Below are 13,694 nucleotides of genomic sequence, written 5' to 3'. Positions count from 1 at the left end.
AAAATGTATAAGTTTATTTATTGCGAACATGAATGGGGGCCTAAAGCATTTCATCTTGAGGGTTTAATATTTAGTAAATATTTTTGTGAATTTTTTTCAGAAAATTTTACAAAAATATTTGTGAATACAACCGGTCTAAAGCCTAGTTCTAAAGTTACATTAGCAGGATATAAACAAAGAAATGAATTACCTATTTACCAACCGGGTTTAGTTTCCAAACTAAACCTGGTTATATGGATTATGCCAGAATTTAACGATAACGTCAGTTTTTGCTGGAAATCAAAAACAGGAAAAATTATAAAGCCTACTGATGAAGATTTTGATGAAGAAGACCTTGAGTGTTGGATAGAAGGCCTAAAACCCGACGAATACTGGAAACAGGTAGCCACCGAAAAAAAATCACATCCTTTTCAAATAGCTAACTTACCTTTTGAATTAAAAGTCTTTGGATTTGGTGTTGACACCGTATTACGCATTTATTTTACCGGCAACAAAGAAGAAATTGAGCAGGTAATATCAGAAACCATTGAGGCCTACAATGAGAAATCTGAAGCCTTAAACAGAAAAAATGGTGTTGTGCATAATTGCAGGATATTCTATGAAGAGCCTATTTTAACTGCAAGTGTTGATACCGGTTCTGCCGGAACAAGAATAATAAAACAAATATTAAAATCTTTTAAAAAACTAAAAGGGATAAAAAAAGTTGAAGTTGATTTATAGATATTGTAATAATATCTTCAATAGCTGCATTACAAAAAGCAGGTAGAACCATTGCATTTTTATTAAAGAACAGCAATGGGAAATGGGTTATTCAGGAAAAAATAAAGTTGGAAATTTGGTAAAAATTTGCATTAAATATATCCTCGGCTTGCTCTAACCTACAGTTCTGGCAAGTGCTATAAATTGCTCCCTTTATTGAGTAACCAACCACCAGAAACCATACACTAACTCCCCAAATTAAGCAGCATATCCGAAACCATTTCTTTTAAGCCGTATTCTGTTTTCCAGCCCCAATCGGCAGAAGCAACAGAATCGTCAATACTTTGTGGCCAGCTATTAGCAATATCCTGCCGGTAATCGGGCATATAACTTATGGAAAAATCAGGGATGTGTTTTTTAATTTCTGCGGCTATTTCTTTTGGTGAAAAACTCATACCAGAAATATTATAGGAAGTACGCACCGAAATTTTATCTGCCGGTGATTCCATCAGTTCAATGGTTGACCTTATGGCATCGGGCATATACATCATGGGCAAATAAGTATCTTCTTTTAAAAAACATTCGTACTTTTTTTCTTCCAGCGCTTCATGAAAAATTTCTACGGCATAATCTGTGGTGCCGCCGCCCGGCGCCGATTTATAACTGATGAGCCCGGGATAGCGAAGGCTGCGTACATCTACCCCAAAACGGCTATGAAAATAATTGCACCAAAACTCACCGGCATATTTGCTGATGCCATACACCGTTACCGGCTCAATAATAGTTTGCTGCGGGCAATTTGCCTTTGGCGATGTGGGCCCAAAAACCGCTATAGACGAAGGCCAATATACTTTATGCAGTTTTTCTTCACGGGCAATATCCAGCACATTCAGCAAGCCTTGCATATTGAGGTTCCAGGCAAGGCCGGGATTTTTTTCGCCAGTGGCCGATAAAATAGCTGCCAGTAAATAAATTTGGGTAATTCCCTGCCGCAGTACCTGCACATGCAACATTTCTTTATTCATTACATCCATACTCACATAAGGGCCGGTACCCTGCAGCAAGGGATTTTGTTCCCTAAGGTCTGATGCAATAACATTGGCATTACCATAAATTTTGCGCAAGGCCAGCGTTAACTCCACTCCTATTTGCCCACTTGCGCCAATAACCAGTATTTTTTCTTTAACCATATATTTATTTGTGGTACGAAAGTAGGAAAATGATGCTTCTGTTTATTCTAATAAGGCCAGGTTTAAGTAAAATATTTGCAAGGCAGTAAAAAATATAAATCCACTTAACTTTGCGGCATGGAAAATTACCCAGCCTCAGTATTTAAAAATCAACAATTCGATAAAAATAATTTTTTTCTCATAGCTGGCCCATGTGTAGTAGAAAGCGAAGACCTGGTAATGGAAGTTGCCGAAAAAACTTTGGGCATTTGCAAAAAACTGGGCATTCCTTATCTCTTTAAAGCCTCTTACAGAAAAGCCAACCGCACCAGCGCTGGCTCCTTTACAGGCATAGGCGATGAAAAAGCTTTGCAATTGATTAAAAAAGTTGCTGAAAAATTTAACCTCCCGGCAACTACTGATATTCATGCACACGAAGAAGCTTTTATTGCTGCAAACTATGTGGATGTATTGCAAATACCTGCATTTTTATGCAGGCAAACAGATTTATTAATAGCTGCCGCAAAAACGGGCAAAATTGTAAACGTAAAAAAAGGGCAGTTCCTGAGCGGCCCATCCATGAAATTTGCTGTAGAAAAAATTAAAAGCGCCGGCAATAATAATGTGTGGCTTACAGAAAGGGGCAATACTTTTGGCTACCAGGACCTGGTAGTGGATTACCGCAATATTAGCTGGATGAAGGAACTTAATGTACCGGTAATAATGGATTGTACACACTCTTTGCAACAACCCAACCAAACCAGCGGAATTACCGGCGGCAACCCTCAACTCATTGAAACTATTGCCAAAGCTGCCATTGCAACAGGTGCAGACGGGTTGTTTATTGAAACACATCCCAACCCATCAAAAGCAAAAAGCGATGGCGCCAATATGTTGCAACTTAATTTACTTGAACCTTTGCTGGAAAAACTGGTGAGGTTGAGGCAGGCAGTTGTATAGCTAAATTATGTTTACCTCTCTTTCGAGGATAACGCCAAATTTTTGCTGCACAGAGGCAATAATTTCATTACTAAGTTGCAAAATTTCTTCGCCTTTGGCAGTTCCGTAATTTACCAAAACAAGCGCCTGGTTTTTATGGCACCCTGCATCAGCACGGCGAAAGCCCTTCCAGCCGCATTGTTCAATAAGCCAGCCTGCAGCAAGCTTGGTTTTATTGCCGGGCAATGCAAAGCCAACAATTTCGGGAAAATTGTTTTTTAGTGTATTAAATTCTTCAATTTCAATTTCGGGGTTTTTAAAAAAACTTCCGGCATTGCCTATCTGGGCCGGGTCGGGGAGTTTGCTGCTGCGGATATTGATTACGGCATGTGCAATTGCAGTAATATTTAAATCCTGCACGCCCATGTTTGCTAATTCTTTTTCAATAGCGCCATAAGATATATTAAATACCGGTTTTTTAAAAAGCCGGTAAGTTACCGATGTAATAAGCAATTGGTTTTTGTATTTATTTTTAAAAATACTATCCCGGTAACCAAATGCACAATCTTTATTACTAAAATTTACTTTGGCTTTATCGCATTTATGAAATGTCTCAACCGTATGAACCACCTGCCTGATTTCTGCACCATAGGCGCCAATATTTTGAATAGGTGATGCACCAACACAACCGGGGATTAAGGCCAGGTTTTCTACCCCGGCATAATTATTTTTTATGCAATACAATACAAACTGATGCCAAACAACGCCTGCACCGGCTTTTATGTAAATACAGCCCTCATCCTCTTCTATTTTTTCAATGCCTGAAATTTCATTTTTAATAATAAGGCCATCATAATTTTTAGTAAAAAGAATATTGCTTCCGCCACCCAATACCAGCGTATCCTCTCCTTTTTCCTCTAAAATATGTTCGCATTCATTTACCCCGGAAATTTTTATGAAAGTTTTTGCCCTTACATCAATACCAAAACTATTATAGGGTTTTAGAGAAATATTATGTTGTATTTGGTTTTCCATAAATCATTACACTGGATCCACATCGGCAATTACCTGTACGCTTTTAAATTTTTTTTCGCTCAGCATTAAATTAATATGGTTGCTTATTGCTTTCTTAAATGCCAGGCTTTTCCCTGTTTCTTTTGGCAATTTAATAAGTATATCTTTTATAAATAAATTTCTTAAACGGGCAACAATTGGGGATGCTGGGCCAATAATATAAGGTTGAAAATCCTGCCGCAGCAAAAAAGCCAGTTTTTCGGCCGCCTCATTTACCAAATCGCTTTGTTTATGTTTTAGTATAAGTTTTACGATGCGGCTAAAAGGCGGATAGTTAAATTCTTTACGGGTTTCAATTTCCGACTCATAAAATTTTTCATAATTGTGCTGCTTCACCCATTCCAGCACGGGATGTTTTACATTTACTGCCTGCAACAGCACTTTGCCCTGTTCTTTTTTTCTGCCGGCACGGCCACTCACCTGTTCCATTAATTGAAAAGCCCTTTCATTTACCCTAAAATCGGCAAAGCTCAGCAAGCCATCGGCATCTAAAATACCTACCAGGCTCACATGGTCAAAATCCAGGCCTTTAACCACCATTTGTGTGCCTACTAAAATATCAATTTTCTTTTGTTCAAATAAATGAATGATGGTATCGTGTGCTGTTTTTCCCCTGATGCTGTCCACATCCATACGGCCAATGCGAAGGGCAGGGAATTTTTCCTGCAAAATTTCTTCAATTTTTTCTGTACCAAAATTTTTATCGAGCCAGTTATTGCTGCCACATGCAGGGCAGGCAATTAACTTAGGATAAGTACTGCTGCAATAATGGCAATGCAACTTATTGCTGAATTTATGAAAAGTAAGCGATACATCGCAATGGATGCAACGGGGAATATAGCCGCAATTGCCGCAAATAATGTACGGATCGAACCCACGCCTGTTTTGAAACAAAATAACCTGTTCGTTTTTTTCAATAGCGTTTTCAATTGCTTCTTCCAGTTGCGGGCTGATGATTACTTTGCCTTTTTGTACTACCTGCCTTGTATTGATAATAATTACCTGGGGCAGTTGAATGCCGCCATAACGTTCATTGAGTTTTACCAAACCGTATTTATCGTGTAGGGCATTGTAATAGCTTTCCACAGATGGCGTAGCGCTACCCAGCAACACCTTGGCTTTAAATAATGAGGCATAAAAAATGGCCGTATCCCTTGCATTATACCGTGGCGCAGGGTCTTGCTGTTTATAGGATGCATCCTGTTCTTCATCCACTATTATTAAACCCAATTGTTTAAAAGGCAAAAACAAAGCGCTTCTTGCGCCTAAAATAATTTTAACTTCGCCCGTTCTTACTTTATTCCAAAGTTCAATACGCTCCTGGTTATTAAACCTGGAGTGATAAATGGCAATATTGCCACCGAAATGCTTTTGCAGCCTTCGGATAATTTGAGCGGTAAGCGCTATTTCGGGCAGCAGGTACAATACCTGTAAATCTTTGGCAAAGGCGGCTTCTATAAGTGTAATATAAACCTGCGTTTTACCACTGCCGGTAACGCCATGCAATAGGCAAACATCTTTTTGAGTAAATATATTTTTAATACTATCCAGCGCTCCCTGCTGTGTTGCGCTTAAAGTAAAATCAATATTTACCTGCCTTGGCAATTGCTTAATGCGGTCCACACTTCTTTTTTCCACAATTAAGATTTGTTTATCCGCAAGGGCTTTAAGCTGGGCAGAAGTAGCGCCTGATTTTTTTAAAAGGGCAGGTTGAGTTACTTCGCCTTCTGATTTTTGAAGATGAATAAATGCCAGCAGCATTTCCATTTGCCTGGGTGCGCCCTTCCAGTCATTTAGCAGGCAGCTCAATTGCTCATCGTTATTATAAGCAGGATTAAGCAACACGTAGTTTTCTGTTTTTACTTTATAGCGTTCATTAAGCGTTTCCCAAATAAAACAGATATTTTTATCTATGAGTTTTTTAATTGAGGGATAAACATGGCTTACATCCAGTAATTGCTGCACTTCGGAAATATTCAATTGCTTTCTTATTAGCAAAGCTTCTGCCACCAGGAACTCATCATCGTCTAATGCCGAAAAGTCATCTCCGGCTACATCGTTATAAATTAAAATAGTTTCACTGCTTAGTTTAAAATTTGTGGGCAGGGCAGCTGACATTACTTCGCCTTCGCTGCACATATAATATTGGGCCATCCATTGCCAAAGGTTGAGTTGATGGCAATAAAGTAGAGGATCATCATCCAAAATACTTAAAATAGGTTTTGTGGCATAAGGAGGCTCTTCATCAACAATTTTTTTTATGATACCGGCATATTTTTTGTTTTTACCAAATACCACTTCAGCACGGCAACCGGGCAAAGCCTTAGCAACAAATTGTTTTGAAATGGCAAAAGTGTACACTTTGGGTAATGCAAGCGGCAATATAATTTCTGCCCAGCAAGCAGGCTTTTCAATGAAGGATAATATTTCCTGTTCTGCACTCAAGTTTTTATCCAACCGGCTTTATATTTAATTAATGCAGTTTCCATTTTTTCAAAGGCAAGGGTTTTAAGTTTTTGAACATCCTGTAAAGTGTACCCATTAACAGGTATGGGTTCAAGAAAAACGGTACGGCATTTTCCCGGGTTTAAAGTAAAAATACTTTGGTAATGCATACGGTCATAAGCATCTAAAAATAGAACTGGTTGAACTGGGGTTTGGGTTTCTATAGCCACTTCAAAAGCACCATTATAAAATTCTTTTAAAGGTTTATTGGTTACATTAAAAGTACCTTCAGGGGCAATAATTATTGAAATGCCCTTGCGTACAATTTGCTTTAACAGTTGTAAACTTTGATATCTGGCTTCAGGGCTGCTCCTGTTTACCATTACTACTGCATTTTTATAAATAAAACCAAAAATGGGCACCTGGGCCATTTCTGCCTTACCCAAAACTCTTACCGGTCTTTTTCTAAAAGCTTTTACTAAAATAGCTGCATCTAAATACGAGATATGGTTAAAAATAAATACTGCAGTATCAAGCTTTGGGGCTTCATAAATGTACTTATGCCCTATTCCCCAAAAGAAAAACGCAAGGTCGGCCCATAAGCCACAGATTTTATAAACCATGTTGCCGCCTTTAACCTTACCAAAAAAAGAGGCAAAAATTACAAAAGGAAAGAGTAGCAGCATAAACACTAAAAACACAATAATGCAGTAAATGCTAAAAAATTTTCTAAAAACACCCATAAAGCGAATATATATTATAATGGCATAAGGAAAGTTATAAGGTAAATTCAATTTCATATTATACTTATTATTACTTTAATATTTGCCAATACTTAAAATATAAGTGCATTCCTTCAAATCATAAGGCCCAATTGCTAAAAACTTCGTAAAAAAGCGCTTTTTGAGGGTAAAACCCTTACCTTTGCCTCCCGAAAAAATCGGAATAAAATTTTAAGTATATGTTAGCAATAGTAAAAATTGCGGGCCAGCAATTTAAAGTAAAAGCAGGTGATAGTTTATATGTACCTCATATTGAAGGCAAAACAGGTGACAATGTAGAATTTGCTGAAGTGTTATTAACCAGCGAAGGCGACAAATTAAAAAGCGGCAATAATATTAAAGCCGTAGTAAAGGCAGAAATTTTGAACGACCTGGTAAAGGGCGACAAAGTAATTGCATTCAAAATGAAAAGAAGAAAAGGCTTTCGTAAAAAACATGGCCACCGTACGCAGTATACGCATATAAAAGTAACGTCAATTGCTTAGTATTTGCTACTTCAAAAAAACAAATTTCTATTCTAACCAACTTATTGTTTAAAAAATATAACAAATGGCACACAAAAAAGGTGAAGGCTCGGTAAAAAACGGAAGAGATTCACAAAGCAAAAGATTAGGTGTAAAAATTTACGGTGGCCAGGCCGCAGTTGCAGGTAATATTATTTTACGCCAGCGTGGTACACAATATCACCCCGGAAAAAATGTAGGTATAGGAAGAGACTTTACCATATTTGCATTAATGGATGGAGTGGTAGAATTTAATAAATCAAGGCTCGATAGAACAGTGGTTTCTGTGAATGCCGTAGAAGCGGTATCATAAATTTTTTTAATTTTTTTTTGGTAGTTTGAAAATAGTTTATATTTTTAAGTATTATTTACTAACCAATTAAATTTTAAAAAAATGGCAACAAAGAAAAAAGCTGCAAAAAAAGCTGCTAAAAAAGCTGCTCCTAAGAAAGCTGCTAAAAAAGCCGCTCCTAAAAAAGCTGCTAAAAAAGCTGCTAAGAAAGCTGCTAAAAAGAAATAAGTTTAGCTTAGTTTCTTTTGCAAAAGATAATAGTTCCGGTTTATACCGGAACTTTTTTTTTCTCTTACTCATTCCTTACAACCCTTTACAGTAAAGGGTTTGCAACATTTAATATTTTCAGTATAAGCCACTTCTTTTTTTGTAAATTTGGTTTATGGATAACAATGGCATAGCCGGATATTTAACACTGCTTTCAAAACTCACCGACATTCATGGAGAGAATTCTTTTAAAGCAAAAACCTATTCTGCAGCAGCATTTGCCATTGAAAAACTTTCCTTTCAACTTAGCGAAATGCCTTTGGAAAAAATTTCCGGCATAAAAGGCATAGGTGCATCCACCGCCCAAAAGGTGATAGAATTGCTCCAAACAGGTAAAATAACGGCCCTGGAAGAAAAAATTTTTTCCACTCCTCCTGGGGTAATGGAAATGCTAAAAATCAAAGGTATCGGGCCAAAAAAAATCCACAACATTTGGAAAGAGATGGGTGTAGAATCCATTGGTGAATTATTGTATGCCTGCAAAGAAAACCGTTTAAAAAATTATAAAGGCTTTGGGGAAAAAACACAACAAAATGTAATTGACTTTATAGAGTTTTACCTCAAAAACAAAGACAGCCACCTTTATGCAACCGTGGAACCACTCATTGAACCCTTACAAGATTTTTTATTAAAAATTTTCCCTGCAAACAAATTATTATTAACCGGTAAATTTAAAAGGCAATTACCTGTTATTGAGGAAATAGAATTTGTAATTGATGCACCCATAGCTACCATTGAACAATCATTGGCGCCCAACGAAAAATTTAACTTGTTAAATATTGGGGATGGTTTCCTATTATACAATACTGCAGCAGGCGTAAATCTCAAAATATATACAGCCGAAACCGGCACTTTAATGGATACTTATTTAAAAACTTCATCGTCTGAAGCTTTTTACAATACCATAAAAGGAAAAACTACAGAAGCAGGTACCGAAGAAAAAATTTTTGAGCATACCGGCTTGCCTTTTGTACCTTCTTTTTTGAGGGAAAACCCCGGAATTTTAACTGAAAAAGGCATTGATATAACCCAAGTAATTCAACCAGGCGATATAAAAGGCATCATTCACTGCCACAGCAATTGGAGCGATGGCAGCCATACTATTGAACAAATGGCCATTGCCGCTAGGGATTTGGGATTGGAATACCTGGTAATAAGCGACCACAGCAAATCAGCATTTTATGCTCAAGGGCTTTTTGAAGAAAAAGTATTTGAACAACACAAATATGTAGAGGAACTCAACGGCCAACTAAAGCCTTTTAAAATTTTTAAAAGTATTGAAAGCGATATTTTGAACAACGGCAACCTGGATTATGATGAAAAAGTACTGGCAAGTTTTGATTTGGTAATAGCATCCATACACAGTAATTTAAAAATGCCGGAAGAAAAAGCAATGATGCGTTTATTAAAGGCCATAAAAAACCCATTTACTACAATACTGGGCCATTTAACCGGAAGGTTGCTCCTGAGCAGGGAAGGCTACCCGGTAAACCATAGCGCTATCATAGATGCCTGTGTAGAAAATAATGTAGCCATTGAACTTAATGCCAACCCTTACAGGCTGGATATAGACTGGCAAAAAATTGAAGAGGCCTTAAAAAAAGGGGCAATAATATCCATAAACCCCGATTCGCATGAAACCGGAACCCTGACCGATACAAAATACGGCGTGTTAGTTGCACAAAAAGCTGGGCTCACCCGTGCAAAAAATTTAAGCAGTTTTTCCCTTTTGGAATTTGAAGCCTATATTCAAAATCGAAAAAAACAAAAAGCTATCTGAGCCTAACTAACATTTTCATCTTTTAGTACAGGCAGTTTTACAAAAAATGTTGTGGACTCATTGGGTATCGTTTCAAAATAAATTTCACCGTTCATTTGCTCTACAATTTGTTTACACATAGCAAGGCCAAGCCCTGTACCAGAAGATTTAGTGGTAAACCTGGGTACAAATATCATGGGTTGTAGTTCGGCACTAATGCCTACGCCATTGTCTTTTAATTTTATCAACACGTATTGGTCAAATACTTCTTCTGTAATGCTTATTTCGGGAACACTTCCTTCGGGTACAGCTTGCAACCCGTTTTGGATAAGGTTACTAAAAAGCCGGTTTATCTGGGTTTTATCGGCCAATATTAATACAGGTACGGGTAAAATTTGCCAGGCAAAAATGGTTTGCGTATCGTTGGTATATAAATTTTTAACCGAACGCAGCGCTTCATTCAAATCCATTACCTCTTTATTGGAGTTTTCAATATTTGCAAACTGGCTGAATTCGTTGGCAATTGCAGAAAGGTGGTCGATTTGTTCAATAAGGGTATTTGCTACATTATCGCTAAGCGCTTTTACATTTGGCGCATTGGTATCAATAGATTTTTTTAAAAATTGTATGCTCAGCTTCATAGGTGTAAGCGGGTTTTTGATTTCATGTGCCACCTGCCTGGCCATTTCTTTCCATGCCCCTTCCCTTTCAGTTTTTGCAAGCGCTTTGGCGCTTTTATCCAGTTTATCTACCATTTTATTATATTCATCCACAAGGCTTCCAATTTCATCGTTTCTGTCCCATTGTATTCTTTCGTTTTGAGTACTCAGGTTTATGCGTTTCATTTTTTCCCCAATAAGTGAAAAAGAATGGGTAATGCGGTTGGTAATAAATAGCGCTACAATACCGGCAATTAAAAATATAAAAGCATTCAGGTTGATGATGGTTACCAAAAAATTAGATATTTCCTGTTTAAGGTTGCTTTGCGAAGTAAAGTAAGGAATATTTAAATAAGCACTTTCGTTACCGGCAGAATCAATTAATGGCACATAACTACTGAGGTATTTAAGGTTACCAATTTTTTCTTTTTGAAAATATTGCACTTCTTTTTCCTGGTGTAAATGAAAATAAGCCCTGGGGTCCATTTTGGTGCTTACTACTCCCTTTAAGTAAGGCAATGCAAGCGATGAAGCTTTAAGGTCGCCATTGAGATTGTAGAGGTTTACATCCACACCGTGTATATCTGCAATCTGGCGAATGGTGTTCTCAAAATTATTCAGGCTGTTCATGCGTAAGGTATCATGCAATAACCAATTTTGTGCCAATGATTTTTTAAGGTCTCTTTCCATAATTTTTATGGTACTGCTCAGCTTTTCCCGGTTATTGCTTTCGTAGCGGTTAATAAAAAAAAGAATGGTAGCTACGCCTATAATCACAAAAGAAAGGATACTAAAAAATATGATGGTGCCGTGTATCTGGCTGCGGATATTCATCCTTAAATTTTCTGTAACCTTCCTTATATAAAACCCTGAGTTGAATAGTATATTTAAAAAACGAAAAACAACAAATACCAGCAAAAAACCGCAAAAAAGATATGAAAACAAAGTTATAGATTCCAGGAAAAGCCGGTTTTCCTTTACAATAACCACATATTTATCTGCGCCGGCATTGTACCAAAGTTCGCTATGGTTTTTTTTATTTACCAGTAAAAAAAGGTGGTTGGCAAAATAGCGATCGGGAAGTTGCGATGCAAAAGGATAATCGTTGTGGCTGTTTACCAGCTTACCGGCACTGTAAATGGCAAAAGAATAAGCAGTGGTATTTTCTATGGAATTATAAATGCCTTTACCGAAAAGTTCGGGGGATATTTTTTCGTTACTCACCATTTTGGGCGTTACCAAAATAAATACGTAACCATCCAGTTTTCCTAAAGTATCAACAATGGCTTTTTTAGCAATATAGTTAAACCGGTCAAAAGCTACGTCGTAATAATAAAGCCCTTCAACTGCGGTAGGGTTTGCCTGAGTATTGAGGATGGTGTTGAGCTGGTTGTAACTGATTGCCGCTTCGTTATACACTGGGTTTTCTGCATCATCAAATACTAAAATTTTGGTGCCAAATTTATTGGTGTAGCCCGAAAAGTTGCTCCCAATAAGGCTATCCCTGAAAAAACTGCTCAGGGCGCTGTCCCTGAATTTATAAAAATTTGCCGCCAGGTAGGTTTCTTTAAAATCGGTAAGCATGCTATTCAATAAAATTTCGCTTGCCGGGTCGCTTTTTGCAGAAAGTATTTCGGCATAATGCTTCCGGTTTTGCAATTCTTTGCTTTTATTTTCCCGAATGATGATGGCCGAAATAGAAACGGAGAAAAAGAAAATCCAAAAAATCATCCGGGAAACAACCAGTTTATCAGTAATAAATGCAATGTTTACAGAGTTGACCAAATATAAAAATAACAAAACCCAAAGCAGCAGGTACAACTCGTATCCACCCGACAACGACCCTACTAATGCAGATAGATAAGATAATGCCATTAAGCAAACCACAAAAATAAAAAGGATAAACGAATTGGGAAAAAGGCTCTTGTACAGGTACATTAACGATTGGCTCAAAAAGAAAAACCCAATACCGATGCAACAGAGCACCATAAAACCTATAACGCTATACAGGTTCAGTGAAAAAAAATTGATAACATCAAATGATATTTGCGAATCGGATACCAGCGAACGGATAATATGGCTTGATATAAATGTTGCAGCCAGTAGGATAAAAGCTGCAAGAATTGTTAATAGCCATTTTACAAATAAACCCGGGCTTACCAGGGCACGGATATTTAGCTGCAAAAGAAACTTTCTAAAAAAAGAAATAAACCACAAGGCAAAAAGCACATTAATCAGGAGGTCGCCTAGTGAACGGAGTATGCCCGATGACCCGTAAACAGCAGGATCAAATAACTCAAACTGTCGTAAATTTAATGGTATGGGTAATAAATAACCTGCAATTCTAAATACCAGGAGGGCAACCAGCAACAATGCAGCCGCAAAAAAAATCCCCCTTTTATGCAAAAAGTATAAGCAAATAAGGTGAACCACAAAAAACACCAATACGCTTGCCATTAACCTTAGCCAAATGGAAGCATTATTATTCCTGAAATTTGGTTCTTTGTTTTTTTCAATTATAGAAAACAGTTTTTGGCCCGAAAGTGAATGTACCACTGCATTTTCTGTAATTACCGGTGAAACAATATAGGCGTTGTGGGCAATATTTTTTAAAACAAAATTATTTTGCAAATATTCATTAATTACAATATAGTTCCATTTTACAGGCACAAGGGCTACGAGTTGCAAATTAGAGGTTGTATGTTTTTGCCATGCATAATACCCGTTTTGCAGTTTGGCAAAGCCCAGGGTATCGGTAGCATTAAGGATAGAGGTATCCGGCAGTATGGTTTGTGTATTCCAAAAAAGCAATTTGCCTGCACGGTTATAAAAAAAAAGAAAATATTTTTTTTGCACCAGTTGGTCCAGTTTTTCTTCGGGCAGTATATTAAAGTAAACTTCTTTTTGTAACTGGGTATCGGAAGCCAATAGGCCAAAATCCTTTTGCACCGTTTGTATATGCTGAGACAGGTTTTTCGCAACTGCCTTTGAGCTGGAACTTGCTGCCCAATAATTATCAATAATAAATGAAATAGTGAGCAACCATGCTGCCGCCAGCAGGAGCCAGGTAATTTCTTTTCCCGGAAAACGGTTTGAAAACATTGTT

Annotated in this window: 10 protein-coding genes; 5 read left to right on the top strand and 5 right to left on the bottom strand. The window is 37.4% G+C overall.

Going from position 1 to position 13,694, the window contains the following annotated elements:
- Positions 1–3 precede the first annotated feature (3 nt).
- Positions 4–720: a hypothetical protein gene (locus tag IPO46_10955; protein QQS62596.1), complete on the top strand. Its 717-nt coding sequence runs from the start codon at positions 4–6 to the stop codon at positions 718–720.
- A 224-nt stretch (positions 721–944) separates the two neighbouring features.
- Here IPO46_10955 and IPO46_10950 read toward each other — a convergent pair whose 3' ends face one another.
- Positions 945–1,889, bottom strand: coding sequence for an NAD-dependent epimerase/dehydratase family protein (locus tag IPO46_10950; protein ID QQS62595.1), 945 nt, complete (start codon positions 1,887–1,889; stop codon positions 945–947).
- Between the two features lie 117 nt (positions 1,890–2,006).
- Here IPO46_10950 and kdsA point away from each other — a divergent pair, with 117 nt between their 5' ends.
- Positions 2,007–2,828, top strand: a complete 822-nt coding sequence (gene kdsA / locus IPO46_10945) for a 3-deoxy-8-phosphooctulonate synthase (protein ID QQS62594.1) — start codon at positions 2,007–2,009, stop codon at positions 2,826–2,828.
- Here the strand turns inward: kdsA and murB are convergent, their stop codons facing one another.
- The 3 genes from murB to IPO46_10930 are packed head-to-tail and all read right to left on the bottom strand — an operon-like array spanning position 2,829 to position 7,069.
- A complete protein-coding gene (gene murB, locus IPO46_10940; protein ID QQS62593.1) occupies positions 2,829–3,842 on the bottom strand; it encodes a UDP-N-acetylmuramate dehydrogenase in 1,014 nt (337 codons plus the stop codon).
- Between the two features lie 6 nt (positions 3,843–3,848).
- The gene (gene priA / locus IPO46_10935; GenBank protein QQS64393.1) at positions 3,849–6,296 is read right to left on the bottom strand and encodes a primosomal protein N'; all 2,448 of its coding nucleotides are present in this window, start codon (positions 6,294–6,296) and stop codon (positions 3,849–3,851) included.
- 26 nt (positions 6,297–6,322) lie between these two features.
- A complete protein-coding gene (locus IPO46_10930; protein QQS64392.1) occupies positions 6,323–7,069 on the bottom strand; it encodes a 1-acyl-sn-glycerol-3-phosphate acyltransferase in 747 nt (248 codons plus the stop codon).
- A gap of 218 nt (positions 7,070–7,287) precedes the next feature.
- Here IPO46_10930 and rplU point away from each other — a divergent pair, with 218 nt between their 5' ends.
- The 3 genes from rplU (at position 7,288) to IPO46_10915 (ending at position 9,950) form a co-directional block, all read left to right on the top strand.
- A complete protein-coding gene (gene rplU / locus IPO46_10925; GenBank protein ID QQS62592.1) occupies positions 7,288–7,593 on the top strand; it encodes a 50S ribosomal protein L21 in 306 nt (101 codons plus the stop codon).
- 64 nt (positions 7,594–7,657) lie between these two features.
- Positions 7,658–7,924, top strand: coding sequence for a 50S ribosomal protein L27 (gene rpmA / locus IPO46_10920; GenBank protein ID QQS62591.1), 267 nt, complete (start codon positions 7,658–7,660; stop codon positions 7,922–7,924).
- A 361-nt stretch (positions 7,925–8,285) separates the two neighbouring features.
- Positions 8,286–9,950: a DNA polymerase/3'-5' exonuclease PolX gene (locus tag IPO46_10915; GenBank protein ID QQS62590.1), complete on the top strand. Its 1,665-nt coding sequence runs from the start codon at positions 8,286–8,288 to the stop codon at positions 9,948–9,950.
- Between the two features lie 2 nt (positions 9,951–9,952).
- On the opposite strand, the gene IPO46_10910 is transcribed toward IPO46_10915, so the two are convergent.
- Positions 9,953–13,690, bottom strand: a complete 3,738-nt coding sequence (locus tag IPO46_10910) for a hypothetical protein (GenBank protein QQS62589.1) — start codon at positions 13,688–13,690, stop codon at positions 9,953–9,955.
- Positions 13,691–13,694 lie beyond the last annotated feature (4 nt).

This window comes from Chitinophagaceae bacterium, assembly GCA_016699815.1.
Taxonomy (GTDB): Bacteria; Bacteroidota; Bacteroidia; order Chitinophagales; family Chitinophagaceae; genus Ferruginibacter.
Note: the sequence above shows the minus strand (reverse complement) of the source record. Positions and strands in the feature narration are given on the sequence as shown.

Coding starts and splice junctions, on each gene's coding strand:
- IPO46_10955 (QQS62596.1), top strand. CDS start 4: ATGTATAAGTTTATTTATTGCGAACATGAATGGGGGCCTAAAGCATTT.
- IPO46_10930 (QQS64392.1), bottom strand. CDS start 7,069: ATGGGTGTTTTTAGAAAATTTTTTAGCATTTACTGCATTATTGTGTTT.
- IPO46_10910 (QQS62589.1), bottom strand. CDS start 13,690: ATGTTTTCAAACCGTTTTCCGGGAAAAGAAATTACCTGGCTCCTGCTG.
- IPO46_10915 (QQS62590.1), top strand. CDS start 8,286: ATGGATAACAATGGCATAGCCGGATATTTAACACTGCTTTCAAAACTC.
- IPO46_10950 (QQS62595.1), bottom strand. CDS start 1,889: ATGGTTAAAGAAAAAATACTGGTTATTGGCGCAAGTGGGCAAATAGGA.
- rplU (QQS62592.1), top strand. CDS start 7,288: ATGTTAGCAATAGTAAAAATTGCGGGCCAGCAATTTAAAGTAAAAGCA.
- murB (QQS62593.1), bottom strand. CDS start 3,842: ATGGAAAACCAAATACAACATAATATTTCTCTAAAACCCTATAATAGT.
- rpmA (QQS62591.1), top strand. CDS start 7,658: ATGGCACACAAAAAAGGTGAAGGCTCGGTAAAAAACGGAAGAGATTCA.
- kdsA (QQS62594.1), top strand. CDS start 2,007: ATGGAAAATTACCCAGCCTCAGTATTTAAAAATCAACAATTCGATAAA.